The following is a 25,198-nucleotide window of genomic DNA, read 5'->3' as shown; positions in this document are numbered from 1 at the left end:
TCGATCGTGCACTGCAGCATCGTGAAGTGCGTGGCAAGGGGCTCGTGCTGGTCGAAAAGCGCGCACGCGCATGCCCGCGCCGTTGCCCCGGCGCGGGCATGCGGGACTTGCGGATCAGTGCGCCAGGATGGCCTTGGCGGTGCGCTCGTCGGTGATCAGGCCATTGAGGATGCGGCCCTTCAGTGCGGCCTTGATCGGCACCACCTTGACCTCGCCCACGGCTACGCCGATGGTCAGGCTGGTCGCCGGCACCGGGTGCGGAATGCTGGTCAGGCGCTGGTTGCTGCCACCTTCGATCACCTCGCCCTCGGCATTGAGGGCCCAGCCGATGACCTCACCCACGGCACCCAGGCGGATCAGTTCCAGCAGTTCGGTGCGGCTGATGAAGCCATCCACATGCAGGGGCGCGGTCTGGTCCAGTTGGCCCACACCGACCAGGCGCAGGTCGGCATGGCCGGCCAGGTCGCGAATGCGTCGCACGGCCTCGATGCCCAGCAGCGTCTGGCGCTCCTGGGCCGAGGACAAGAAGACTGGCAGCGGCATCGGGTAATGCTGCGCGCCGGTCAGGTCGGCCAGGCGGGCGACCGCATCGAAAGGGCTGGCCGAGCCATCCGGCGAGATGTTGCCCACTAGCGACACCAGCTGGTGGTTGCGTGTCTGCATGGGTGGAATGCGCTCGACCGCCGCGCGCATGGCGCGCCCGGTGCCGATGCCGATGATGCTGGGCGTCTCGCTGCGCAGCGTGGATTCCAGCAGTCCGGCGGCGCGTTCGGCCACGCCCGTGACCAGGGTGGGATCGGCCGGATCGCTGGGAACCACCTCGCAATAGCGCATGCCGAAGCGGTCCTGCAGTTGCGCGGCCAGGTCCATGCACGCGGCGATGGGGTGTTCCAGGCGGAAGGTGATCAGGCGCTGAGTCAGGCACAGCGACACCATGCGCTGGGCGGTCGCGCGCGAGACCTTGAGCTTGCGCGCGATCTCGTCCTGGGTATTGCCGGCGATGTAGTACAGCCATCCGGCGCGCGCGGCGGCATCGAGACGGGTGGTGTCGTTGTCGGAACTGGCCATCGGCATTGGGTCCCCGGGCGGTGAAGCGCGGCCTATCCTAGCCGCGCGAAGGGGTGGTGCCGGCCATGTCGAGGGCATCGGCGACACCGCGCATGTCGTCCAGCACCCGTGTCGCGCCGGCGTCGGTGAGCAAGTCGCTCGCCGCCTGGCTGCCCGCATGGTGCGCGCCGCCGGTGAAGCCCCAGACCTCCATCTGCGCGGCCTGAGCGGCGCGGACTCCGCTGGGACTGTCCTCCAGCACCAGACATCGGGCCGGTGTGGCGCCAAGTTGCGCGGCGGCGTGCAGGAACAGGTCTGGCGCGGGCTTCCCATGGCGGACCATCTCGGCGGTGTACACGTGGTCGCCGAAGAACCTGGCCAGCCCGGTGAGGTGCAGGCACAGGCGCACGCGCTCCAGGTGGCTGGAAGAGGCGACGCAGACCTGCGGCCCCCATGCCTCCAGCAGCTCGGCCACGCCTGGAATCGGCTGCAGCTCCTCGCGGAAGCGGGCCAGCAGCGTGGCATTGAGGCGGGCCTCGAAGTCCTCCGGAAGCGCGATGCCCTGTTCCAGCGCATGCGGCCTGACCACACGCAGGCTGCGGCCGAGGAAGTGGCGTTTTACCGACGTGACGTCCGCCGGAACGCCCTCGCGGCTGAGGGCTTCGGCCAGGACCGCGCAGGAGATCGGCTCGCTGTCCACCAGGACACCGTCGCAATCGAAGATCAGCAGGTCAGGACGCGCTTCCAACGCAGTGGCCCCGAGATGAAAGGAGCCAGGAGCATAGCAGTGACGGGCAAATGCCACTGCAATGGGCGAAAACTCGCTCAAGTATCCCTTGGCCTCCGGGGCCTTCCATCCAGCGCCTGCCCCAGCGCTGGCGCAGCGCTGCGCCAACTCGCGGTCGTCCTCTCGGCCCGAGCGGCGTCGGAAGCGGACCAGGACCTGGCCGCCAGCGACCGCGCGGCGCGCCTGGGGCGATGGGTGAATCGCGGTGGCCGCGCCCGGACCGCACGCATTGCCGCCACCGGGTGGCTGGCATAGGCTTTGCCGATGAATCCAGGTAGTGCCAGCCACGTGCTGTTCCCCACTTCGCCGCAGGACGATGCACCCGAATACGTGCAGCGTTTCGAGGCGGCCGCCAGCTACCTGCCTGCCGATCAGCTGCCGCTGCTGCGCAAGGCGTGGGAGGTGGGTGCGGTGGCGCACGCCGGGCAGACGCGCAAATCCGGCGAGCCTTATATCACCCATCCGGTGGCCGTGGCCCAGGTGCTGGCCGAGCTGGGCATGGACGTGGAGACGCTGATCGCCGCGGTCCTGCACGACACTATCGAAGACACCCCGCTGACCCGCGAGGAAATCGCGGCCGAGTTTGGCGAGGCGGTGGCCGAGCTGGTCGATGGCGTGACCAAGCTGGACAAGCTGAAGTTCCGCGACCGCAAGGAGGCGGCGGCCGAATCGTTCCGCAAGATGCTGCTGGCCATGTCGCGCGATCTGCGCGTGATCATGATCAAGCTGGCCGACCGCCTGCACAACATGCGCACCCTGGGCGCGCAGAGCGCAGAGGCGCGTGCGCGCATTGCGCGCGAGACGCTGGACATCTACGCGCCCATCGCCCAGCGCTTAGGGATGAGCCTGGTCAAGTCCGAGCTGCAGGACTTGAGCTTCGCGGCGATGTATCCGTGGCGCCACGCCATCATCCGCAAGCACATCCGCAGCCAGCCAGTGATGCGCCGCGAAGCGCTGGCCCAGATCGAGACCCAGCTCGCCCAGAGCCTGGCCCGCGAGGGCATCGCTCACCGCCTGGTCAGCCGGGTCAAGACCGCCTGGAGCATCTATACGAAGATGCGCGCGGAAGGCAAAAGCTTCGACCAGGTGATGGACGTGTTCGGCTTCCGCGTGGTCGTGACCAGCGTGCCGGACGTCTATCACGCGCTGGGGGCCGCACACGGGCAGTTCAAGCCGTTGGACGGACGCTTTCGCGACTTCATCGCCATCCCCAAGGCCAATGGCTACCAGTCGCTGCACACGGTGCTGTTTGGTCCGTACGGCTCGCCGATCGAGGTGCAGATCCGCACCGAGGAGATGGACCTGGTGGCCGAGCGCGGCATCGCCGCGCACTGGACCTACAAGTTCGGCACCGCCGTACCCAACAGTGCCCAGAGCCGCGCCCATGCGTGGATTTCCGAGCTGATCGAGAACCAGCGTTCGGCCGGCTCCTCGCTGGAGTTCCTGGACAACGTCAAGGTCGACCTGTTCCCCGACGAGGTCTACCTGTTCACGCCCAAGGGCAAGATCCTCTCTCTGCCGCGCAACTCCACCGCGCTGGATTTCGCCTACGCCGTGCATACCGACGTGGGCAACCAGGCCGTCGCTTCGCGCGTGGACAAGAAGCTGGTGCCGCTGCGCACCAAGCTCACCAGCGGGCAGAGCGTGGAGATCATCACCGCCAAGTCGGCCGCGCCCAAGCCGCAGTGGCTGGAGTTCGTGGTGACCTCCAAGGCGCGTACCGCCATCCGCCACCAGCTCAAGCAGCTGGGCCACGAGGACGCGGTGCAATTGGGCCACCGCATGCTCGATCGCGCGCTGGAAGACCTGGACAGTTCGCTGGACCGCCTGCCGGCGCAGCGCCTGGAGAACTTCCTGGTCGAGCACAAGTACCCGCGCCTGGAGGCCCTGCTCGAGGACGTGGCCCTGGGCAACTGGATGCCGGCCCAGGCCGCGCAAGCGATGATGGCCTTCGCTGAACTGCGCAGCGGCGGCCACTCCAAGCATTCGCAGGAGAAGATCCTGATCACCGGCGGCGAGCGTGGCGTGATCAGCTTCGCCAACTGCTGCCAGCCGATCCCGGGCGACGAGATCATGGGCTTCCACACCGCCGGCAAGGGCATCGTGGTGCATCGTCTGGATTGCCCCAATGTGGTGGAGTTCCGCAAGTCGCCGGACCGCTGGGTGGCCATCGACTGGGATTCGCAGGTCAAGGGCGACTACGACGCCAGCCTGCTGATCGAGGTGGAAAACCGCACCGGCGTGCTGGCCCAGGTCGCCGCGGCGGTGGCGCAGAGCCAGTCCAACATCGAGCGGGTGGAATACCTGGAGCGCGACATCAATGCCGCGGTCCTGCGCTTCAACATCCAGGTGCGCGACCGCAGCCATCTGGCCGAAGTGATGCGCCGCCTGCGCCGCCTGCAGACCGTCCTGGGCGTGCGCCGGCCCTGAACCAGTCGCGCCAGCCGCGCGGATGGAGGCGGGGGGTGGTCATGAGCCTGGAGTGGGCAGCGCCTACAATGCGCGCCTCTTTCGCAACGGCTCGAGGCCTGTCCCCATGTCCAAGCAGATCATCCATACCGACCACGCTCCGGCCGCCATCGGTCCGTACTCGCAGGCCGTGCGCGCCGGCAACACCGTGTATTTCTCCGGCCAGATCCCGTTGGATCCGGCGACCGGCAACCTGGTCGAAGGCGACATCACCGCGCAGGCGCGGCGTTCCTTCGACAACCTCAAGGCCGTGGCCGAAGCCGCGGGTGGCTCATTGGGCGACATGGTGCGCCTGGGCCTGTACCTGACCGACCTGGGTCAGTTCGCCGCGGTCAATGCGGTGATGCAGGAGTACTTCAGCGCGCCGTTCCCGGCTCGTTCGACCATCGAGGTCTCCGGCCTGCCCAAGGGCGCGCTGTTCGAAGTCGATGCGGTGATGGTGCTGGGCGCGTAAGCCCCGACGCGCGCGGCGGGGTTTTCCCACCCGGCCGCGCGTGATGTTCTGGTGGCAATGCCTCCGGGCCGGCGGCATCCTAATGCGATGCCAGTCGTCGTCCGCAGTCCGGAACCCACCTTTGCCCAGCCCATTTCCGCCCTGTCGGGCGTCGGGCCGAAGGTCGCCGAAAAGCTGGCCGCGCGCGGCCTGCTGACCCTGCAGGACCTGTGGCTGCATCTGCCGCTGCGCTACGAGGACCGCACGTCACTCACGCCCATCGCGCGGTTGCAGCCCGGTGTGGCCGTGCAGGTCGAGGGCGTGGTGGAAGCGGTCGAGCGCGGCTTTCGCTATCGGCCGATGCTGCGTGTGGCCATCGGCGATGCGTCGCGTGGCACGCTGGTGCTGCGGTTCTTCCATTTTCGTGCGGCCCAGGTGGCGCAGTTCGCCGTCGGGACGCGTTTGCGCGCCTATGGCACGCCGCGACCGGGGCAGCATGGGCTGGAGATCGTCCATCCCAGCTACAAGCTGCTCGGCGTGGAAGGCGAGGCGCCGCTGAGCGAGACGCTGGAGCCGGTGTACCCGGCCATCGAGGGCGTCGGCCCAGCGGTGCTACGCAAGTTGATCACCCAGGCGCTGGACCGGCTGCCCGACCAGGCCGCGCTGGAGCTGCTGCCCGAGCACCTGCTCGGCCTGCCCGATGGCAGCCGGCTGCCGTCCCTGCGCGAAGCGCTGCTGACGATGCATCGGCCTGCGCGCGATGCCGACGTGGCCGCGCTGTCGGCCTGTACCCATCCGGCGCAGCGACGCCTGGCGCTGGAGGAATTGCTGGCCCATCACCTGAGCCTGCGTCGCCAGCGCATTGCCCTGCAGCAGCACCGCGCCTACGCGCTTTCAGGCCGGGGCGACCTGGTGGCGCGATTGCGTGCGGCGTTGCCGTTTGAACTCACCGGTGCGCAGGAGCGGGTCTTCACGCAGCTGCGGGCCGACCTGTCCCGGCCGCAGCCGATGATGCGCTTGGTCCAGGGCGACGTGGGCAGTGGCAAGACCGTCGTGGCCGCGCTGGCGGCGATGCTGGCGGTGGAGGCGGGACGCCAGGTCGCCCTGGCCGCGCCGACCGAACTGCTGGCCGAGCAACATCTGGCCAACCTGCGCGGCTGGCTGGAACCGCTCGGCGTGCGCGTGGCCTGGCTGGCGGGCAAGGTCACCGGCAAGGCGCGCGCCAAGGTGTTGGAGGAGGTCGCCGATGGCACGGCCCAAGTCGTGGTCGGCACGCACGCGCTGATGCAGGACGCGGTGGCGTTCCACGATCTGGCGCTGGCCATCGTCGATGAGCAGCATCGCTTCGGCGTGCACCAGCGCCTGGCGCTGCGGGACAAGGGCGCACGCGCGGGTGATGGGGTGAGCCGCGTGCCGCACCAGCTGGTCATGACCGCCACGCCGATTCCGCGCACCCTGGCGATGGCCGCCTACGCGGACCTGGACGTCTCGGCCATCGACGAACTCCCGCCCGGCCGCACGCCGGTGCAGACCATCGCCCTCAGCGCCGAGCGCCGCCCCGAGCTGATCGAACGCATCCGCGTGGCCTGCGCCGAGCGACGGCAGGTCTATTGGGTCTGCACCCTGATCGAGGAGGCCGAGGAGGATCCGAAGGCCCCGTCGCGAGGCGGGCCGGCCAACCGGGTCGAAGCGCAGGCCGCGCAGACCACCTTCGAGCAGCTCACCGCCGCCTTGCCCGGCGTGCGCGTGGCCCTGGTCCATGGGCGCATGAAGCTGGCCGAGAAGCAGGCCGTGATGCGTGCGTTCAAGCAGGGCGAGGCCGACCTGTTAGTCGCCACCACCGTGATCGAAGTGGGCGTGGATGTGCCCAACGCGTCGCTGATGGTGATCGAGAATGCCGAGCGCCTGGGCCTGTCGCAGCTGCACCAGCTGCGCGGCCGGGTGGGGCGCGGCGCGGCGGCGTCCTCGTGCGTGCTGCTCTACCAGGGGCCGCTGTCGCAGATGGCCCGCGAACGCCTGGACACCCTGCGCCAGACCAGCGACGGCTTCGTCATCGCCGAAAAGGACCTGGAGCTGCGCGGCCCCGGCGAACTGCTCGGCACGCGTCAGACCGGTCTGGCCGCCTTCCGCGTGGCCGACCTGGCGCGCGATGCCGGCCTGTTGCCACAGGTGCACGCGCTGGCCGACCACTTGCTCCAACACGCGCCGGCGCTGGCCGAGCGCATCACCGCGCGCTGGATCGGGGGCGCGGCCCGTTATGCCAGTGCGTGAGCCATGGCCGCCCGCGGCGGGCGTGCGCGTTGTCACCCGTAGGCGGCACGCCACCGAGGGTTGGCCATTCGTTCGCCTCTCTCCGACAGGCTGCCTTGGATGGCAGCCTTCTTTTTGCGTTGCATCCAGTACGACGGCGGCTGGACGGGCCTCACCGGGCGCGGTCCATAATGGGGAATGACTGAAAAGACCCCTTTGCTGATCGATACCGACCCGGGCGTGGACGACGCGCTCGCCCTGCTGATGGCCTTCAACGACACCGCGCACGAGGTGGTGGGCCTGACCATCGCCGCGGGCAACGTCGGCCTGGACCACACCGTGCGCAATGCGCTCAAGCTCTGTGAAGTGGCCGGCCGCAGCGATGTGCCGGTCCATGCCGGTTGCCCTGGGCCGCTGCTGCATCCCTCGCCCGACGCGGCCGATGTCCACGGCAACGATGGCTTTGGTGATGTCGGCTATACCCCGGCCGCGCACGGCGTCCAGGCCGAACACGCCGCACTGGCGATCCTGCGCCTGTCCCACCAGTACGCGGGCGAGCTGCTGCTGGTGACGCTGGGGCCGCTGACCAACCTGGCCGTGGCACTCAAGCTGGATCCCACGCTGCCCCAGCGCATCAAGCGGCTGGTGGTGATGGGCGGGGCGGTGTCGGCGCACGGCAACCTGACCCCGGCGGCCGAGTTCAACGTGGCCTTCGATCCGGAAGCGGCGCACCTGGTGTTCCAGGCCTTCGAGCGTATCGACGTGGCCGACTGGGAGGCCACCCTGGCCCACGGCCTGCCCCATGCCCAAGTGGAGCAGTGGCTGCGGGCGCCTTCGCCGCGGGCGGCGTTCTACGACCAGATTTCGCGCCAGACCCGGCTGTGGTCGGCCGATCGGCGCGGGGATCGCTGGCATAGCGCCGACGCCCTGGCGATGGCCTTCGCCCTGCATCCGGACGGCGCCACCGAACTGGCCGAGCGTCCGCTGGGCGTGGAGCTGGTCGGCACCCTGACCCGGGGCGCCACGATCACCGACTGGAACCGGCAGACCGGCCGCCCGGACAACGCCCGGCTCCTGCTGCGCTACGACCAGTCCCGGTTCGAGGACCTGGTAAAGGCAGCGCTGGCGGCAGGCTAGGGCGGCTCGCCTGCGGTCCCGGCGGAGGTGTCCTGCCGGGAGTTGCAGGCGCCTGAGCGGGCCGCTACAATGCGCGGCTCACCTTTTCGACATCCTGGTGGTAAGCCCATGAAGGCCGACATCCATCCGCAGTACCGCGACGTCGTCTTCCACGATGTCACCTCCGACTTCAAGATCCTGACCCGTTCCACCTTGGCCAGCAAGGAAACGGTCAAGTGGGAAGACGGCAACGAATACCCGCTGGTCAAGGTTGAAGTGTCCTCGGCTTCGCATCCGTTCTACACGGGCAAGCACAAGGTCATGGACACCGGCGGACGCATCGACAAGTTCCAGAAGCGCTACGCGCGCTGATCGAACGCCTCGCTGTTCGCACAAAAGACGGCCGCGTCCCGCAGGGGACGCGGCCGTTTTCTTGTGCCTGCACCACTGGGTGGGGCATAGGACTGTGACGTGATCCATTCAAAACCGGCATCGATCCGGAGGCGTATGCGATAATCCTCGGACTCCGTAGCGCGCGTTTCAGCTGCGGATCCTGTCTACGCGCCATGGCCGGCAGGCTTTGGCGTCCCCACGTGAAGGAGTGCACTGTGTCCGATCTTGACCAGGTCACGCTGACCGCCGGCGACAAGCCGGTGGCCCTGCCTGTACTGAAACCCACGCTTGGCAACGACTGTGTCGATGTGTCCAAGCTGACCAAGGAAACCGGTCTTTTCACCTACGATCCCGGCTTTGGCGCCACTGCCAGCTGCAAGTCCGCCATCACCTACATCGATGGCGACAAGGGCGTGCTGCTGTACCGCGGTTACCCGATCGACCAGTTGGCCGCGAACTCGAGCTTCACCGAGGTCTCCTACCTGCTGATGAACGGCGAGCTGCCGTCCAAGACCGAGCTGTCCCAGTTCGAGGACGAGGTGACGCATCACACGATGATGCACGAGTCGCTCAAGAGCTTCCTGCAGGGCTTCCGCCACGACGCGCACCCGATGGCCATGCTCGCCGCCTCGGTCGCTTCGCTGTCGGCGTTCTACCACGACACCCTGGACCTCAACGATCCCGAGCAGCGCCGCCTGGCGGCGATCCGCCTGATCGCCAAGATGCCGACTCTGGCGGCCGCCGCATTCCGCTACACCAACGGCCAGCCGATCCGTTACCCGCGCAACAGCCTGGGCTACGTCGAGCGCTTCCTGCACATGATGTTCGAGGTGCCCAGCGAAGAGCTGGAGCTCAGCCCGGTGGTGGCCAAGGCCATGGACCTGCTGTTCATCCTGCACGCCGACCACGAGCAGAACGCCTCGACCTCGACCGTGCGTCTGGTCGGCTCCACCGGCGCCAACCCGTACGCCTCGGTGGCCGCGGGCATCACCGCCCTGTGGGGCCCGGCTCACGGCGGCGCCAACGAGGCGGTGCTGAAGATGCTCGCCGAGATCGGCACCGCCGACAACGTCGAGAACGCCGTCAAGCGCGCCAAGGACAAGAACGACCCGTTCCGCCTGATGGGCTTTGGCCATCGCGTGTACAAGAACTTCGATCCGCGCGCCAAGATCATCCGCGAGATGACCCACAAGGTGCTGGGCGAGCTGGGCGTCAACGATCCGATGCTGGACGTGGCGATGAAGCTGGAAGAAGTCGCGTTGCAGGACGAGTACTTCGTCGAGCGCAAGCTCTACCCCAACGTCGATTTCTACAGCGGCATCATCTACAAGGCGCTGAAGATCCCGACCGAGATGTTCACCGTGATGTTCGCCATCGGCCGCACGCCGGGCTGGGTGTCGCACTGGCTGGAACAGCAGGTCGATCCGGAAGCCCGCATCGGCCGTCCGCGCCAGATCTACACCGGTTCGGACGTGCGCGACTACCCGAAGGGCTGATCCACGCCTTCGACGTTAAAAAAGCCCCGCACGCGCGGGGCTTTTTTTGTGGGACATCCGCTGCAGGCGGCTGGCCTTGTGAGAGCCGCCATGGCGGCGATGGGGCCTTGCCGGTTAAGTCCTTCAACGCCATCGCGACTTCCGCCGGCGAGCTCCTCAGCGTGCGTCGCGCTGAGCCGGATGCACGGTCACCGAGGCGGTCATGCCGGCGGCCAGCACCATGTCCTTGGGGACGCTCGCTGGATCGATGCGCACCCGCACCGGCACGCGCTGGGCCAGGCGGATCCAGTTGAAGGTCGGGCTGACCGAAGCCAGCAGGTCGCTGCTGCTGGTCGGGTTGTCGGCGTCGGTGATGCCGCGGGCGATGCCTTCGACGGTGCCGTGCAGCGCGCGGCCGCCGCTCATCAGGCGGATGTCGGCGGCGTCGCCGGCGCGGATGTGCGGCAGCTTGGTTTCCTCGAAGTAGCCGTAGACCCACATCGTGTCGCTGCGCACCAGCGCCATGCGCGCGGCGCCCGCGCTGGCGTAGTCGCCCACGCGCACGTTGAGGTTGGTGATGTCGCCATCGGCGGCGGCACGCACGGTGGCGCGCTCCAGGTTGAGTTGGGCCAGGTCCAGCGCGGCCTGGGCCTGTTCCACCGCGGCCAACGCCTTGGATTGCGAGGCGGTGGCGGCACTGCGGTTGGCACGGGCCTGTTCCACCGCGGCCTGCGCGGCACGTGCGGTGGCGGCGGCATCGGCGCGGGCCTCGGCCGAGATCACCGAGGCGGCGGCCTCGCGACGCTGGGCTTGGGCCGCGTACTTCTGGTAATCGGCCTGGCTGGCCGTGGTGCTGGCCGCGGCGGCGGAGATGTTGGCGCCGGCGGCGCGCGCCGCGGCCTGCGCGGCGCCCAGATCGGCCCGGGCCTGGGCAACGGCCAGTTCGAAGCGGCGCGGATCGATGCGGAACAGGACCTGGCCAGCCTTGACGTGCTGGTTGTCCTGCACATCGACCTCGGCCACGAGGCCGGACACGTCCGGGGCGACGCGCACGATCTCGGCACGGACCCGGCCATCGCGGGTCCAGGGCGAATACATGTAGTGGTTCCAAAGCGCGTAGCCGATCAGGGCGGCGGCCAGGACCACGATGCCGGTCAGGGCGGTGCGGATCAGGGCGGGTGTATTCATGGGGGCGGGAGTGGGTTCGGGATGGAAAGGAAAGCCGGGTCACGATCCGGTCGGCGGCGCGGCGCTGGCGATGTCGCGTGCGCGCGGTGGTGGCCGGGGCGGGCCGCGCTAGGTCAACAGCATCAGGCCGAGCAAGCCGAAGACGCAGACATACAGGGCCAGGCGGAACAGCGGCGGATGCCAGGCGTGCCGATACAGGCCGACGCGACCGGCCAATCCGTCCAGCAGCCAGAACAGGACGAACAGGCCGGCGGCCAGGACCAGCAGGCCGGGCACATAGACCCCGCCGATGGAGATTTCAGGAGGCAGCATGGGCGTGCTCCGAGGGGGTATCAGGGTGAGCGCCGGCCGCGCCGGAGAGGACCGAATCGGCGTCGCGCAGGGCGCTGCGCAACAGGTGCAGGTGCTCGCGCACCGGCTGCAGGCGGGCGGGGACGGCGCCATCGATGGCGGTTAGCGACAGGGCGGCGTCCAGATGCCGGGAGGCCGCGTCGTGATCGGCGGCGCCGAGGTGTTCGTACAGGCGCGCGATCGCCGCCACGGCCGCGTCGATCTCGCGCTCGATGTCCGCAGGGACGGCCGCATCCAGGCTGTCGTGGCGCAGTTCGATCAGCGTCCGGCCGGTCTCGTGCACGGCCAGCGCCCAGGCCAGCAGAGTGCGCGATTCCTGGCTTCCGGGCTGGGTGTAGGTGATCACCTGCAGGAACAGGTCGCGGCTGACGCTCTCGAAACGTGGCGCCAATCCATCCAGCGGCGCGCGGGCGGCCAGGGTCACCTGGCGGCGCAGTTCGGTGAGCAGGCGCCGACGCTGCCACTGCGTGCCGACCACCGAGGGGATCAGCTGGAAGGCGAGCATCGCCAGGATCGCGCCGAGCAGGAAGGCCACGCCATTGTTGAGCAGGCTGGCCACGTCCTGGCTTGGTGACAGGCCGAGCCCCAGCGTGACCATGAAGCCCAGGCAGGTGCCCAGGCTCAGCCCGAACAGCGGCGGGCGCGTGGACAGATACACCGCCACCATCAGGAACGGCGCGGTCCCCAGCACCAGCATCGGGAAGCTGTCCAGGCGCGGCAGGACCAGGGTGAAGCAGACGACGGCCATGAGCACGCCCAGGCTGAAGCCCTTGGTGATCTGCACCGCGGCGGCGGCGGGGTTGGCGCCGGCGGCCAGGATCGCGGTAAAGGCGATGACATTGGCCAGCGCCCCGGCGCCACTGCTCCAGCCGCTATGGATCCAGGCCAGGCCGAGCAGCAGCGAGACCAGGAAGCTGCGCGCCACCGTCACGGCGACCGCCGCCGGATCGGTGGCGTAGCGGAAGCGCACCTTCTCGCTGGCGCGGTGCAGTTTTCCGCGCAGGCCAGGCTGCTGCAGCGCCGCGGCGGTATGGGTCATGTCGCGCAGTTCGGCGGTGAACCGTCGCAGCAGCGAGACGCCGGTGTCGAAGTCATCCAGTCGCGCGGCGGGCAGGGCCGTGCGCAGGCCAGCGGCGCGGGCGGGCTGTGCGTCGAGCACCTGGTCCAGGCGCTGGGTGACATCGGCATGATCGCCGGCGACGCGCTCGGCCAGGGCGTCGCCCAGCGGGCGGTAGAGCTGCATCAGGGCGCCGGCCACGATGTCGTCCGGGTCGCCGCGCAGCAGGCGGTTGATCAGGTGATGCAGCGACTGGAACCGGGTCGAGGCCGCCATGAAGCGCTGGTTGAGCAGGCGCATGCGGCGGCTGCGCACCCGCGCCTCCGGATCCTCGAACACCACCGACGCCCGCAGGTCTTCCAGGCTCATCGACTCGCGCACGAAACGCAGGTGCGCCTGTTCCATCTGCGCACGTGGCAGCGCCCCGCGGGTGCCGTCGCGCACGAAGTCCAGAAATGCGCTCATCAAGCCGTTGGAAGCCGTGCGCAGGCTGTTGCGCAGGCGGACGGGGAACACCACGTCGAACACCACCGCGCTGACCAGCAGGCCGAGCAACACTTCGGTCAGGCGCGCGGTGGCCAGGGTGAAGACCGCGGTCGGCGCATTGACCGCAGGCAGGGCGATGATCGCCACCGTATAGCCGGACAGGACGAAGCCATACGAGCGGAAGTTGCGGAACATCAGCGCACCGCCGGCGCACAGCCCGACCCACAGCGACAGCGCCAGCAGGAACAGCAGCGGCTGCTGGGGGAACAGCGCGGCGATGGCCACCGCCACGATGCTGCCCACGATGGTGCCCAGGGTGCGGTAGAAGGCCTTGGCCAGGACCATGCCGCTCTGCCGGTTCATCACCACGATCACGGTGATCATGGCCGTGGACGGCGAGGAGAATCCCATGCGCATGGCGATCCCGCAGGCCAGGTACATCGACAGCAGCACCTTGAACACGAACAGCCAAGCCGCGCCCTCGCCGCGCAGTGCCTCGCGGACCTGCGCGCGCCAGGACGGTCGGGGCGCCGGCGCGGCGCTGGCGGGCGTCGCGCTCACAAGGTCTGTTCCACGCCGTGCAGCAGTTTGGTCAGCAGGTGCCGCAGGGCGGCCTGCTCGGTGCGGTCCAGGTCGCGCACATAGCCCTTCAGCACGGCCCAGATATCCGGCAGGAACGCGGCGATCGATGCGTGGCCGGCCTGTGTCAGGCATAGCAAGGTGCTGCGTCGATCTTGCGGACTGGGTTGGCGCTGGATCAGGCCCTTGTCGACCAGTTGCTGGGTCAGGCGGGTGACATTGGCCGACTTCTCCCCGGCCGCCTCGCCGATCAGGGAAGGGCTCAGGGCACCATCCGGACTGCTGTCGATCATCATCAGCACGTTGTATTCCGGGTAGCTCAGCCCGTGCGCGCGCAGCGTGTCGTTGCCGTGATCGACGGTGAGCTTGTGGATGAGCTTGATCATGCGCACGACAGCGGCGGCTTCCTTGGGAAACCCGGGATGGCGCCGATCGGTCGCTTCGAGACGCTCGGCCGTGGAGGCGAAACGGCTGTGCTGGAGGTCGAATTGATTCACGTCCTAATAATACACTTATGTACTAATGAGGGCGTCAACGCTCCTTAAACGGCGCTCGGGCCGCCTGGAGAGACAGGACCACGGATCAGTGCGCGAAGCGCAGTTCGCCAAGCGGACCGGCCAGGGTGATGGGGATGGAGACCAGTCGCATGCCGGCGTTGACCTGGACGACGAAGTGCAGGTGCGGCCCGCTGGAAAAGCCGGTATTGCCCGATAGCCCGATGCGCTGGCCGGCCGTGACCGACTGTCCCACCCGGACCAGCACGCCTTGGGGCTTGAGATGTGCGTAGAGCGCCATGGTCCCGTCAGCATGCAGGACGCGGACGAAGTTGCTCTTGCCCGCGCCGGCCTCGCGTCCCAGGCCGACCTGCCGATGATCGCCTTCGACCTGGAGCACGATGCCCTCGCGCGCCGCCAGGATCGGCGTGCCCTCGGGCAGGGCGAAGTCGATGGCATCGAAGTTCTGCGCATCGTTATGACTGAAGTGGCCGCCGGGCCCCTGGTCGACCCGGGCCGGTGCGTCGAAGGGCAGCCGATAGCTCACGTCCAGCGGTTGGACATGCGGGTCGCCAGGTACCGCGTCCAGCGCCAGCCCGAAGTCGGCGGCGTCCGCAGGGGCGGTGAGGATCAGGCTGGCGACCAGCCGGCTGCCACGGGCGGGCAGCAGGACGCGGGTCGGCAGCGCCGGCGAGGCGATGATCCCGCGTCCACGCGGCAGCGAGAGTTCCACCTGCACCGGGCCGGGCAGTGCGTTATCCACCCAGGCTTGGTAGCGAGTTGGCGTCTTGACCAGGCGTAACCGGACCAGGGGCGCGGCCTGGGCGGAAGTGGCGGGCGTGGAGGCCTGGGCGGGCAGGGTTTGCGCAAGCGCGCACGTCGGGAGCGACAGCAGGGCCAGGGCGAGTACGACCCACGCCCCCGCCATCCCTGACCTCACGGCAGGCAGGCGCCATGCAGGTGCAGGGCCGCGGCGATATCGCGCAGGTCGAAGGCGGCCAGCGCGCGGTTGTCGTGCTGGACGAACAGCGCCCCATCGGGAAAGCGCGGTGTGCCGGCCACATACAGGGCCACGCCGTCGGTGTCGGCCGCGACCTGACCGGAGAAGGTGCCCACGGGCGCCAGACTTGCGCGGTCGTACACCCGGAACAGGGTCGGACGGGTCTGGTCGGTCGCCACCCACCAGCCGCTGTCCACATCGCAGTCCCACAGCGCCACCCCCTCGGCGTCGGCGTCGAACACCGGCAGGCTGCGCCCGGCGTAGCGCCCGTCCATCGTGTACTCGCGCAGGGTCGAACCGACGCGGCGGTCCTCCTCGGCGATCAGCAGGCGCTCGTGGGCCGGGTCGCCGGCAATGGACTCGACCATGTGCAGCATGCCGGCATCCCCGGTATCGCCGAAGCTGCCCGTCTCCACCGCACTCAATCCGCCCTCCGGCGGCAGGCTCACCGTGTAGCGCCGCACGCGCTGGTCCATCTGCGCACGCGGCGGCAGTAGGCCGGCGCGGAAGTCGGCCATGAAGCTGTCGGTGACCAGCAGCTCGAGCGTGTCCGGGGCGGTCTCCTGCACCCAGATGCCGTAGGGCACCTTGAGCGTCTCGGCCCCGACGAATCCCAACGGGGTGAAGTCGGGCAGGGACAACGCCTGCACCCGATGGTTGTCACGCTCGACCACGAACAAGGTGTCGCCCCAGACCGCGATCCCGTTGGGGCGGCCGAACTGACCGGGACCGTCCCCCGGACCGCCCACGGTGCGCAGGCGCTGCCCGGTATCGGCGTCGAAGACCAGCAGTTGGTTGCCGGACTTGGCCGTGGCGATCACCCAGGCGCCGCCCTGCTCGGTGGGCCACACCGCCAGGGAGTCCAGTTCGTCCTCCGGGTGAGCGGAGGAGATCCAGGCTTCCTTGACCACCGCATCGGGATGCGGCGCTCGCGCCTGGGGCGTGGTGGCCGCTGCGGACGGCGGGGCAGGGGGCGGGGAGAGGCTGGCGCAGCCGCCAAGCAGGAGTGCCACGCAGGCAGCGCGGATCAGGGAAAAGGAGCTCATGCCCGCCATGATGCGGTGCCGAGCCCGGATGCGTCATCCGTTCGCCGACGGTCCGGTTGCAGGCGCAACCATCGCTCCATCTTGATAAAGCGATTGACAACCGGATTCGGCGCTGGCAACCTGCGTCCACCATCGAGACCGGCAGAGGGACAGGCCCTTTGAAGCCGGGGCAGCCAGCGACGCAGAACAGCGTGTCGTGGTGGTGCCAAATCCTGCGGCGACGCCTTTGCGTTTAGACCGAAAGATGGTTCGTACGGTGCAGAGGCGGTGGTGTCTTCCGTCCCTCGCACGACGAACGCGAGCTTCCCCGCGAAAGCTCGATGGCCGTTCCTCCCGGATCCGCCATGAGCCTCGTGAACACAGTCGCCGCCCATTCCAACGAAACCACCGAAGCCGACGTGTGCTGTACGCCGGCCGCCGCTGCGCCCGCGATCCGCGGCGAGCTGTCGGTGGCCCTGGCCATGCGCCATGCCGGCGCACGCACGCTGACCCTGCGCTACGAACTGCAGGGCCCGGCCGAGGCGCCGGTGGTGTTCGTGGCCGGTGGTATCTCCGCGCACCGCCATGTCGCGGCCAGCGCGCAGTTCCCCGAAAACGGCTGGGCCAACGACCTGGTCCGTACCGGGCGCACGCTGGATCCGGCGCGCGTGCGCATCCTGTCCTTCGATTTCCTTGGCGCCGACGGCCAGCTTGACGCGCCGATCGACCCGGCCGACCAGGCCGACGCCATCGCCACCCTGCTCGATGCGCTGGAGATCCCGGCGCTGCGCGCCTTCGTCGGTTATTCCTACGGCGCGCTGGTCGGCCAGCACCTGGCCGCGCGGCATCCGCGGCGGGTCGAGCGCCTGGTGGCCGTCAGCGGTGCCCACCGGCCGCATCCGTTCGCCTCGGCCTGGCGCGCGCTGCAGCGTCATGCCGTGGCGCTCGGCCAGATGCAGTGCGCCGACCAGCAGGGCCTGTCGCTGGCGCGCCAGTTCGCCATGCTCAGCTACCGCACCCCGGAAGAATTCGGCGAGCGCTTCGACGCCGCGCCGGAGGTCATCAACGGCCGCGTGCGCGTGGCCGCCGAGGACTACCTGGATGCCGCCGGTGCGCAATACGTCGCGCGCACCCCGGTCAACGCCTTCCTGCGCCTGTCCGAATCCATCGACCTGCACCGCATCGACCCGGCCACCATCGCCGTGCCCACCACCGTGGTCGCCGTCGAAGGCGACCGCCTGGTGCCGCTGGCCGACCTGGTCACCCTGGTCGAAGGCCTGGGCCCCAACGGCCACTTGCGCGTGCTGCGCTCGCCCTATGGCCACGACGCCTTCCTGAAAGAAACCGACCGCATCGACGCGATCCTCGCCACCGCCCTGCGCCCCACCGGAGACACCCCATGAGCCATTCCGCCGACAATGCCATTCCCTGCAGCGCCGCCACCGCCGCCGTGCGCGCGGGGATCGACCGCGACACCGCCTACGGTGCGGTGACCCCGCCGATCGTGCTGTCGTCCAATTTCTCCTTCGACGGCTTCGGCAACAAGCGCCAGTACGATTACACCCGCAGCGGCAATCCCACGCGCGACCTGCTGGGCGAGGCGCTGGCCGAACTGGAAGGCGGCGCGGGCGGGGTGATCACCGCCACCGGCATGGGCGCGATCAACCTGGTGCTCAACGCGCTGCTGCAGCCGGGCGACAAGCTGGTGGTGCCGCACGATGCGTACGGCGGCAGCTGGCGCCTGTTCAACGCGCTGGCGACCAAGGGCCACTTCGAACTGATCACTGCCGACCTGACCAACCCGGTCTCGCTGGGCGAGGCGCTGGCGCAGTCGCCCCGGCTGGTGCTGATCGAGACCCCGTCCAACCCGCTGCTGCGCATCACCGACCTGCGCTTTGTGATTGAGGCGGCGCACAAGGCCGGCGCCAAGGTGGTCGTGGACAACACCTTCCTGTCGCCGGCGCTGCAGCGGCCGATCGAGTTCGGCGCCGACCTGGTCCTGCATTCGACCACCAAGTACGTCAACGGACACAGCGACGTGGTCGGCGGTGCGGTGATCGCGCGCGATGCCGAGCTGCACCAGCAATTGGTGTGGTGGGCCAACGCGCTGGGCCTGACCGGCTCGCCGTTCGACGCTTTCCTGACCTTGCGCGGTTTGCGCACCCTGGACGCGCGCCTGCGCGTGCACCAGGAAAACGCCCAGGCCATTGTCGAGGCGCTCGACGGCCATGCCGCGGTCACCCAGGTCTACTACCCAGGGCTGGCCTCGCACCCGGGCCATGCGGTCGCCGCGCGCCAGCAGAAGGGCTTCGGCGCGATGATCTCCTTCGAGCTGGACGGCGGTGAAGCCGCCGTACGCGCCTTCGTCGACGGCCTGCGCTACTTCACCCTGGCCGAGTCGCTGGGCGGCGTGGAGAGCTTGGTCGCGCATCCTGCCACGATGACCCACGCGGCGATGACCCCGGAGGCACGGGCCAAGGCTGGCATCTCCGACGGCCTGCTGCGGCTGTCGGTGGGGATTGAACTGTCCGAGGACTTGGTGGCCGACCTGCAGGCCGGACTGGCCCGCGCCCAGGCCGTGGCCGCCGCCCAGGGCGCACGGAAACTGGCCGACGCATGAGCGCGGTCGTCCGGCTCGGAACCCAGCGTGCGCCACGCCTGGCCCTGCTGGGCACCGGCGTGGTCGGCGGCGCACTGGTGGCCCGCTACCAGCGCCTGCTGGCGCGCGGCACGCCGTTGCCGGCGTTCGCGTGGATCGCCAACTCACGCGCCGTCATCGACGGCGAGGCGGATCTGCATGCTGGGCTGACGCAGTTGCGTACCGCGCCGGCCAATACGCGCATCGTGCCGCCGTGGGCCGAAGCCGACGCGCTGGACGCCGGCGACATCGTCATCGACGCCACCGCCAGCGACGCCATCGCCCTGCGCCACGCCGAATGGCTGGCCCGCGGCGTGCACGTGGTGACGGCCAACAAGCTGGGCCGGGGCGCGGACCTCACCCGCGCACGGGCGATCACCGAGGCCGCGCGCGCTGGCGCGGCGGTCTACGGCGACAGCGCCACCGTCGGCGCCGGTCTGCCGCTGCTGCGCAGCCTGCGTGCGCTGGTCGACGGCGGCGATGCGATCACCTCGGTCGAAGGCGTGCTGTCGGGCTCGTTGGCCTTTCTGTTCCACACCTTCGACGGCAGCGTGCCGTTCTCGGCCTGCGTGCGTCAGGCGCGCGAGGCTGGCTTCACCGAGCCGGATCCGCGCATCGACCTGTCCGGCGAGGACGTGCGTCGCAAGCTGTTGATCCTGGCGCGCGCCGCTGGCCTGCCGCTGCAGGCCAGCGAGGTGCGGGTCGAATCGCTGGTCCCACCGGTCCTGGCCAACGCCTCCGGCGCACAGGTCGATGCGCTGCTGGACACATTGGATGCGCCGCTGCAGGCGCATCTGGTCCAGGCCCAGGCACGCGATGCCCAGCTGCGCTTCGTCGGGCGCTTCGATGCGCGCGGCGCGAGCGTGTCGCTGCAGGCTTTGCCGGCGGGCCACGCCTTGTGTGGCGGGGCGGGCAGCGACAACCGCGTGGCGATCCATAGCGATCGCTACGCGCAGCAGCCGCTGCTGATCCAGGGCCCGGGCGCCGGCGCCGAGGTCACTGCCGCGGCGCTGCTGGACGACGTGCTGACGCTGCTGCCGCTCGCGCGCGCTCGCGCTCGCGCAGCCTGAGGCAACGCGCGGCTCCTAGATCGCGGGGAGTTGCACCGCGCCGGCGGCAGGGACGCCGGTGGGCCGTCATCTGGGCGACCTGGCACGACCTGCCCCAATGCGTCGCATTGCGCCGGGCATGCCTGCGCGGTGATTTCGATTTGATGCTCGAGAAGCGGCGGCAACGTGTCCCGGCCCAGCAATTCGGCCACCGTCGGCAGCTGAGTTACGCAGAACGCCAGGACGGTGGCGGCCGATTCGACAAGCGCCCGGGAAGCACAGTGGGCGAGGCCAGCGGATCCTTGCGGGACTATGCGGCCAAGGCGGCCGGAAGGACTTCAATCGGTCTCCATGCCGGCCCGCCGTCAAGGCGTGGGCGTCACGGCAGGCGCGGTCCGACTATGTCCAAGGACGTCACCGCGTAGAGGCAGCGGCGCAGTCAGTCGCGCGGCAACAGGCCTTGGGCATTGCGCTGCGGCAGCTTGACCCGGCTGTGGCGCAGCTGGCCCAGCAGGCGCTCTTCCAGCGCGCTGTGCCATCCATCGGCGTTGCGCTCGTAACAGGGCGTGCAGACCAGCACGCCGTAGCGTTCGATCACATGGCCATGGTCAGAATCTGGCCGGAAGTACAGTTTTTGGTCACAACAGAAGCAGTTTGCGGTGACGACGTCGGCTTGCATGGCCTGTTTCCCCTGGTGTTGGCGCTGTCGCATGCCAACCCCTGCCGCACGGTGCGTGCCAGCTTCTGGCGGGAAAATGTGACGAAGTCTTAGGATCTGCATTCTCGTCGTCCCTGCGCGCAGATGCGTGTCTATCAACGCGTGGGCAACGAGGGACAGGCCATGCCGATCATGGCTGTCCCAGCGCCTTGAGCAACGCGGCATTGAAGCGCGCCGGGTCGGCCACCTGCGGCGAATGGCCCAGGTCGGCGAATTCCACCAGGGTCGCCCCCGGGATCGCCCCGGCGGCGCGCTTACCCAGGACCGGATAGTTGCCCAGGGTGGCGCGGATCTCCGGCGGCGCCTTGCCCTTGCCGACCGCGGTGCGGTCCTTCAGCCCGATGAACAGCGTGGTGGGCACCTCGATGTCCGACAGCTCATAGACGACGGGCTGGTTGTAGACCATGTCGTAGGTCAGGGCCTGGTCCCAGGCATTGATGTCCTTGCCGTCGCCGGCGTACATCCCGGCCTGCATGCGGGCCCAGCGCTCGTATGCCGGCGTCCAGGTGCCCGCGTAATACACGTCCATCTGGTACTTCTTGGTGCTTTCGTAATCGGTCTTGAGGGTGCCGGCATACCACTGGTCCACGCTTTGGTAGGGCACGCCGACGGCCTTCCAGTCCTCCAGGCCGATCGGATCGACCAGGGCCAGGTGGCTGACGTCCCGCGGGAACATCAGCGCATAGCGAATGGCCAGCATGCCGCCCATCGAATGCCCGATCACCACGGCGCGGTCGATGCCCAGGCTTTCCAGCAAGGCGTGGGTGTTGTCGGCCAGACCCGACAGCGAGAACTGGTAGTGGCGTGGCTTGGACGACTTGCAGAAGCCGACCTGGTCCACCGCGATCACCCGATAGCCGGCCTGGCTCAGCGCGCCGATGTTCGGCTCCCATGTGGCCGCGCAGAAGTTCTTGCCGTGCAGCAGCACCGCGGTGCGGCCATTGGCCGGGCCGGTCGGGGCGATGTCCATGTAGGCCATCTCCAGCGGCTGCCGCTGGGCCTGGAACTTGAACAATTTGATCGGATAGGGGTAGTCGAAGCCTTCCAGGCGCGCGCCATACACCGGTTGCTGCTGGGCCAGTGTGGGCAGGGACGCGGTGGCCAGGGCGAGGGCCAGGAGCATATTGCGCATCGTGCGGGTCCGTGGGGGCGGGCCGACAGGATAAGAGGCCCGACGTCCGTAGCCGGTCACGTATCCATCATCATCGATGCCAGGCGCACCCATCCGCGCGCCCGGCGCCGTTCAGGGCACTTGCCGGTCATGCGCCGTGGCGCCCTGTCACCCGACGGGTCGCTATCGCCAGGCTGCGCGCGCAGAGGCCGCCCTTTGGGGGGGGGCTGCGCGTCGTGGGGTGTGTCGAGGGACGTTGTGGATTTCGCCCGCGTTGTGGCGCAGCTCGCGCTGCGCCGCCAGGCGGTTTAGTCCGTGGGCACGATGGAGCCGACCAACTGCAACTGGCCGCCGTCGAGCAAAGCGTCGACCTGCCCGTCGCGCGCGTTCGCCGGGACGGTGGCCTGCGGCGCTGCGCGGTAGGCGGCCCATCCATTTCGGCCATTGCGCTTGACTTCGTACAGCGCGCGGTCCGCCAGGGCGACCATCTGCTCCCAGCCCAGCAACTCCGGCGCGTTCGGGAAGGGGGGGTATTCCATCAGGCCCAGCGAGACGGTGATGGGCAGCGCCCCGCCGCCGCCGATGTCGAAGCGATGCCCGGCGATGGCCTGGCACACGCGCTGGCCCAGCGTGGCCAACTGCGCGCGCGGCATCGGCCGGAACACCAGCAGGAACTCCTCCCCACCCCAGCGCACCACATAGTCGCCCTTGCGGGTCAGATCGCGCAGGCACTGGGCCAACTGCTGCAGAACCCGGTCGCCAGCCTCGTGCCCGTGGACGTCGTTGACCTGCTTGAAGTGATCCACGTCCAGCAGCCCGAAGAACACCGCATCGTGCTGGACGTCCATGCCGACGTTGCGCGCGTAGAACGCCAGGTCCAGCGGAATCTGGCGCCCCAGGTAACGCCGGTTGTGCAGTCCGGTCAGCGGATCGGTGACGCTCAGCGCCTCGAGCCGCGCATTGGCATCGCGCAGGTCGCGCGTGCGCGCCTGCACCAACAGCTCCAGCGCGGCGCGCTGGCGTGCGTGGCGGCGCGACAGCCAGCCATAGACCAGCAGCAGGACCGAGAGGATCGCCAGGGCCGCCGCCAGGCGGAACCACCACTGCTCGTAGAAGTACGGACGGATGCGGAAGGCGAGCCGCGCCGGCTCCGGGCTCTCCACGCCGGTGTTGTTCACTCCCAGCACCTCGAAGGTGTAATGGCCCGGCGGCAGGTTTGTGTAGTTGACGCTGCGTTGGTCGATGTTTTCCAGGCTCATCCACCGCGCGTCGTAGCCGCGCAGGCGGTAGCGGATGTCGGTGTGCTCCGGCGCCTGGAAACTCAGCGCGGTGAATTCGAAGCGCAGGTCGCGCGCCTGGGCCGGCAGCGTCCAGCTTCCGCCGGCTTCCACGTCGCGCCACTGGCCCTGGATCTGGACGCGTTCCACGCGTGGGGTGGGGGGGACGGGGTTGCCGTGGTCCGATTCGGTGTCCAGCGCCACCAGGCCATCGCGCGTGGGGAGCCAGAAGGCGCCGTCCTGGAGAAAGCCGCGGCCGTTGCCCGCGCCGTTGCAGCAATCCCCCTTCTGCCCGCCGTGGCGGTCGCCACGCTCGTTGAGCATCTGCTGGACGTGCAGCCGCGTGCCGTGGGAATCGGCGGCTTGCGCCAGGTCGGCCAGCGGCAGGCGATACACCCCGCGTAGGCCACCCACCCAGAGCTGGCCGTGGGCATCGATGGCCATGGCGAAGATGGGATTGGCCGGGATGCCGCGACGCTGGTCCAGTTCGACCCATCGCTTGCCGTCGAACAGCAGCAGCGTTTCGCGCGAGAGGTTGCCGAGCAGCAGACGGCCATCGTCGAGCTCGTGAATGGCGGTGACATGCAGGTCGGGTGCAAGCCCCTGGCCCAGTCCCAGCGGCTGCAGGCGTTCGTCTTGCCAGGCATACAGGCCACTGTAGCTGCCCACCAGCAGGCGTCCGTCGCGGGTGATGCGCAGCACGCGCACGCGTGGATCGGCCAGGCCCTGTTCGACGCCATAGCGGGTCAGCACGCCGTCGCGCAGGCGAAACAGGCCGTTGGAGGTGGCGAACCAGAGCCAACCGCGCAGGTCTCGCACCATGCCGTTGATCTGCGCTCCGTCCATCGGCGCAAGCAGCGGCGAGTGCTGGACCCGGCCGTCGCGCAGCACCGCCACGCCCGAGCGCGTCCCGATCCAGGCCTCGCGCGGTTCCACCAGCAGCGAGTACGCGGCCGGGTGCGGCAGCTGGCGCCCGCTCACGACCGTCTGAAAGCGGCCATGGTCGAAGATCGAGACCCCATCGTTGGTCCCGACCCAGATCTGCCCGTCGTGGCCCCGGCCCAGTGCCCACAGCAGCGGGTCGGTGAGGCCATCGCGGGTGGAATAGCGGCGCGTGGCCCCGTTCCAGACCCGGGTCACTCCGGAAATCAAGGTGCCCAGCCACAGGTTGTGCTCGCGGTCCTCCAGCAGGGTACGGGCGGCCAATTGGGGCGTGCCGTCGATCCGCTCCGTGACCCGGGCATCGCGCAGGCGCAGCAGGTGGTCGGCGGCGGCGACCCACAGGTTGTCGTCGTGGTCGAGCAGCATCGCCTCGATCGGCGCGCGCCGTAGCAGGGGGTCGTCCGTGTAGCGCTGCCAGCGCGCGTCCTGCAGGAAGAACAGCCCCACACTCGTCCCTGCCCACAGCCGGCCCTGCGCATGGATCAGCACGTGGACCGAAGCGGCACTGGCCTCTTCGGGCAGGGGCAGGATGTGCACGCTGCCATTGGCATAGCGCTGGCGCACCTCGCCCACGCCGCCAACCCATAACGTCGGGCCGTGCTGCAGCAATGCGGTGGCCGCCGCTTCCAGCCGGGGGACGCGGACCAGGTGGTCCTGCTCGACCACGAAGACGCCCTGGCTGGAGGCCACCAGCACGCGGTCGAGCATGTCGCTGTCCAGCGCGGCGACCTCGAACGGGCCACTCACCGCCGGCAGCGGGTCGTAATGGCGGAAATCGCCCCGGCTGTACATCGCCAGCCCCTGGGCCGTGCCCACCCAAAGATCGCCATCCTCGCCCGGTAGCAATGCACGGATGTCGCCGCTGCCCAGTCCCGGCCAGGCGCGTCCGTCGAAGCTGGTGAAGCGGCTACCGTCGAAGCGTGCCAACCCGGCCTGGGTCCCCATCCACAGATAGCCGGTGCTGTCCTGGGCCAGGGCGGTGACGCTGAGCTGGGGCAAGCCCTGCTCGACCGACCAGTTGTTGCGCACGTAATCCTGGAACCGCTTGTCCGGCTCCAGCGCCAATGCGCGCTGCGACAGCAGCAGTGCCAGCGCGCACAGCCAGACGCGAGCCCACGGTCTGGCCCGGTGACGATCCGCCTGCGATCCACGCGCTGTGTGGCCTGCCATTGCGCCGCTCTCCCCTGCAACGGTTAGCGGCTCGGCGCCTCCCGGCTGTAGCCGGAGGGTGTGCGCCGCTTCGCCAACTGCCGGCCCCCCCGGCTGCTGCAGTGGTCTTTGTCGCCGATTGGAGGCCGTCTGTCACGCCTTTG

General features: G+C 69.2%; 20 protein-coding genes and 1 riboswitch. Of the genes, 9 read left to right on the top strand and 11 right to left on the bottom strand.

Features of this window, described 5'->3' with window-relative positions; all coding sequences use genetic code 11:
• Positions 1-114 precede the first annotated feature (114 nt).
• Together ACORQU_RS02595 and ACORQU_RS02590 are read right to left on the bottom strand one after the other, a co-directional pair.
• Complete coding sequence (locus ACORQU_RS02595) at positions 115-1,068, bottom strand: sugar-binding transcriptional regulator (RefSeq protein WP_271646818.1); 954 nt, start codon at positions 1,066-1,068, stop codon at positions 115-117.
• 37 nt (positions 1,069-1,105) lie between these two features.
• A complete protein-coding gene (locus ACORQU_RS02590) occupies positions 1,106-1,795 on the bottom strand; it encodes an HAD family hydrolase (protein WP_491643222.1) in 690 nt (229 codons plus the stop codon).
• 303 nt (positions 1,796-2,098) lie between these two features.
• Here ACORQU_RS02590 and ACORQU_RS02585 point away from each other — a divergent pair, with 303 nt between their 5' ends.
• From ACORQU_RS02585 to ACORQU_RS02560, 6 genes are all read left to right on the top strand, one after another.
• Positions 2,099-4,264, top strand: coding sequence for a RelA/SpoT family protein (locus ACORQU_RS02585; RefSeq protein WP_491643220.1), 2,166 nt, complete (start codon positions 2,099-2,101; stop codon positions 4,262-4,264).
• 106 nt (positions 4,265-4,370) lie between these two features.
• Positions 4,371-4,757 (top strand): RidA family protein, encoded by a 387-nt coding sequence (locus ACORQU_RS02580; protein ID WP_271646815.1) that lies wholly within the window; start codon positions 4,371-4,373, stop codon positions 4,755-4,757.
• Positions 4,758-4,844: 87 nt separating this feature from the next.
• Positions 4,845-7,007, top strand: coding sequence for an ATP-dependent DNA helicase RecG (gene recG, locus ACORQU_RS02575; protein ID WP_491643219.1), 2,163 nt, complete (start codon positions 4,845-4,847; stop codon positions 7,005-7,007).
• Positions 7,008-7,184: 177 nt separating this feature from the next.
• A complete protein-coding gene (locus ACORQU_RS02570; RefSeq protein ID WP_491643217.1) occupies positions 7,185-8,123 on the top strand; it encodes a nucleoside hydrolase in 939 nt (312 codons plus the stop codon).
• Between the two features lie 108 nt (positions 8,124-8,231).
• Positions 8,232-8,474, top strand: coding sequence for a type B 50S ribosomal protein L31 (locus tag ACORQU_RS02565; protein WP_093138572.1), 243 nt, complete (start codon positions 8,232-8,234; stop codon positions 8,472-8,474).
• A 236-nt stretch (positions 8,475-8,710) separates the two neighbouring features.
• On the top strand, positions 8,711-9,991 hold the full coding sequence (locus ACORQU_RS02560; RefSeq protein ID WP_491643214.1) for a citrate synthase: 1,281 nt from the start codon (positions 8,711-8,713) through the stop codon (positions 9,989-9,991).
• Positions 9,992-10,147: 156 nt separating this feature from the next.
• On the opposite strand, the gene ACORQU_RS02555 is transcribed toward ACORQU_RS02560, so the two are convergent.
• The 6 genes from ACORQU_RS02555 to ACORQU_RS02530 form a co-directional block, all read right to left on the bottom strand.
• Entirely contained in the window at positions 10,148-11,158 is a 1,011-nt protein-coding gene (locus ACORQU_RS02555) for an HlyD family secretion protein (RefSeq protein WP_491643212.1), read from the bottom strand.
• Positions 11,159-11,266: 108 nt separating this feature from the next.
• Entirely contained in the window at positions 11,267-11,470 is a 204-nt protein-coding gene (locus tag ACORQU_RS02550; protein WP_271646810.1) for a DUF1656 domain-containing protein, read from the bottom strand.
• Positions 11,457-13,613 (bottom strand): FUSC family protein, encoded by a 2,157-nt coding sequence (locus ACORQU_RS02545; protein WP_491643210.1) that lies wholly within the window; start codon positions 13,611-13,613, stop codon positions 11,457-11,459. Before ACORQU_RS02545 ends, ACORQU_RS02550 begins: the two co-directional genes overlap by 14 nt.
• A complete protein-coding gene (locus ACORQU_RS02540; protein WP_491643209.1) occupies positions 13,610-14,128 on the bottom strand; it encodes a MarR family winged helix-turn-helix transcriptional regulator in 519 nt (172 codons plus the stop codon). Before ACORQU_RS02540 ends, ACORQU_RS02545 begins: the two co-directional genes overlap by 4 nt.
• Positions 14,129-14,213: 85 nt before the next feature.
• Positions 14,214-15,053 (bottom strand): M23 family metallopeptidase, encoded by an 840-nt coding sequence (locus tag ACORQU_RS02535; RefSeq protein ID WP_491643207.1) that lies wholly within the window; start codon positions 15,051-15,053, stop codon positions 14,214-14,216.
• Between the two features lie 8 nt (positions 15,054-15,061).
• On the bottom strand, positions 15,062-16,171 hold the full coding sequence (locus tag ACORQU_RS02530) for a phytase (RefSeq protein WP_491643205.1): 1,110 nt from the start codon (positions 16,169-16,171) through the stop codon (positions 15,062-15,064).
• Between the two features lie 126 nt (positions 16,172-16,297).
• A riboswitch (SAM riboswitch) is annotated at positions 16,298-16,422 on the top strand.
• Positions 16,423-16,515: 93 nt separating this feature from the next.
• On the opposite strand from ACORQU_RS02530, the gene metX reads away from it, so the two are divergent.
• The 3 genes from metX to ACORQU_RS02515 are packed head-to-tail and all read left to right on the top strand — an operon-like array spanning position 16,516 to position 19,858.
• Complete coding sequence (metX, locus tag ACORQU_RS02525; RefSeq protein WP_491643203.1) at positions 16,516-17,553, top strand: homoserine O-succinyltransferase MetX; 1,038 nt, start codon at positions 16,516-16,518, stop codon at positions 17,551-17,553.
• On the top strand, positions 17,550-18,770 hold the full coding sequence (locus ACORQU_RS02520; protein ID WP_271646804.1) for an O-succinylhomoserine (thiol)-lyase: 1,221 nt from the start codon (positions 17,550-17,552) through the stop codon (positions 18,768-18,770). The genes metX and ACORQU_RS02520 overlap by 4 nt, the downstream gene beginning before the upstream one ends.
• On the top strand, positions 18,767-19,858 hold the full coding sequence (locus ACORQU_RS02515) for a homoserine dehydrogenase family protein (protein WP_491643201.1): 1,092 nt from the start codon (positions 18,767-18,769) through the stop codon (positions 19,856-19,858). The genes ACORQU_RS02520 and ACORQU_RS02515 overlap by 4 nt, the downstream gene beginning before the upstream one ends.
• Positions 19,859-20,276: 418 nt before the next feature.
• Here the strand turns inward: ACORQU_RS02515 and ACORQU_RS02510 are convergent, their stop codons facing one another.
• The 3 genes from ACORQU_RS02510 to ACORQU_RS02500 all read right to left on the bottom strand — a co-directional run bounded on the left by ACORQU_RS02510 (position 20,277) and on the right by ACORQU_RS02500 (position 25,055).
• Positions 20,277-20,435 (bottom strand): hypothetical protein, encoded by a 159-nt coding sequence (locus tag ACORQU_RS02510; RefSeq protein WP_491643199.1) that lies wholly within the window; start codon positions 20,433-20,435, stop codon positions 20,277-20,279.
• A 250-nt stretch (positions 20,436-20,685) separates the two neighbouring features.
• Positions 20,686-21,687: an alpha/beta fold hydrolase gene (locus ACORQU_RS02505; protein ID WP_491643197.1), complete on the bottom strand. Its 1,002-nt coding sequence runs from the start codon at positions 21,685-21,687 to the stop codon at positions 20,686-20,688.
• A 287-nt stretch (positions 21,688-21,974) separates the two neighbouring features.
• Positions 21,975-25,055: a ligand-binding sensor domain-containing diguanylate cyclase gene (locus ACORQU_RS02500; protein WP_491643195.1), complete on the bottom strand. Its 3,081-nt coding sequence runs from the start codon at positions 25,053-25,055 to the stop codon at positions 21,975-21,977.
• Between the last annotated feature and the right edge of the window lie 143 nt (positions 25,056-25,198).

It is taken from the genome of Pseudoxanthomonas sp. JC1303 (assembly GCF_058448525.1).
This window is presented reverse-complemented; position numbering and strand designations above follow the sequence as displayed.

What these genes read in the sequence shown, in the direction of transcription:
- ACORQU_RS02595 (WP_271646818.1), bottom strand. Translation starts at nt 1,068, where the DNA reads ATGGCCAGTTCCGACAACGACACCACCCGTCTCGATGCCGCCGCGCGC.
- ACORQU_RS02585 (WP_491643220.1), top strand. Translation starts at nt 2,099, where the DNA reads ATGAATCCAGGTAGTGCCAGCCACGTGCTGTTCCCCACTTCGCCGCAG.
- ACORQU_RS02580 (WP_271646815.1), top strand. Translation starts at nt 4,371, where the DNA reads ATGTCCAAGCAGATCATCCATACCGACCACGCTCCGGCCGCCATCGGT.
- recG (WP_491643219.1), top strand. Translation starts at nt 4,845, where the DNA reads ATGCCAGTCGTCGTCCGCAGTCCGGAACCCACCTTTGCCCAGCCCATT.
- ACORQU_RS02570 (WP_491643217.1), top strand. Translation starts at nt 7,185, where the DNA reads ATGACTGAAAAGACCCCTTTGCTGATCGATACCGACCCGGGCGTGGAC.
- ACORQU_RS02565 (WP_093138572.1), top strand. Translation starts at nt 8,232, where the DNA reads ATGAAGGCCGACATCCATCCGCAGTACCGCGACGTCGTCTTCCACGAT.
- ACORQU_RS02555 (WP_491643212.1), bottom strand. Translation starts at nt 11,158, where the DNA reads ATGAATACACCCGCCCTGATCCGCACCGCCCTGACCGGCATCGTGGTC.
- ACORQU_RS02550 (WP_271646810.1), bottom strand. Translation starts at nt 11,470, where the DNA reads ATGCTGCCTCCTGAAATCTCCATCGGCGGGGTCTATGTGCCCGGCCTG.
- ACORQU_RS02535 (WP_491643207.1), bottom strand. Translation starts at nt 15,053, where the DNA reads ATGGCGGGGGCGTGGGTCGTACTCGCCCTGGCCCTGCTGTCGCTCCCG.
- ACORQU_RS02530 (WP_491643205.1), bottom strand. Translation starts at nt 16,171, where the DNA reads ATGAGCTCCTTTTCCCTGATCCGCGCTGCCTGCGTGGCACTCCTGCTT.
- metX (WP_491643203.1), top strand. Translation starts at nt 16,516, where the DNA reads ATGAGCCTCGTGAACACAGTCGCCGCCCATTCCAACGAAACCACCGAA.
- ACORQU_RS02520 (WP_271646804.1), top strand. Translation starts at nt 17,550, where the DNA reads ATGAGCCATTCCGCCGACAATGCCATTCCCTGCAGCGCCGCCACCGCC.
- ACORQU_RS02515 (WP_491643201.1), top strand. Translation starts at nt 18,767, where the DNA reads ATGAGCGCGGTCGTCCGGCTCGGAACCCAGCGTGCGCCACGCCTGGCC.
- ACORQU_RS02505 (WP_491643197.1), bottom strand. Translation starts at nt 21,687, where the DNA reads ATGCGCAATATGCTCCTGGCCCTCGCCCTGGCCACCGCGTCCCTGCCC.
- ACORQU_RS02500 (WP_491643195.1), bottom strand. Translation starts at nt 25,055, where the DNA reads ATGGCAGGCCACACAGCGCGTGGATCGCAGGCGGATCGTCACCGGGCC.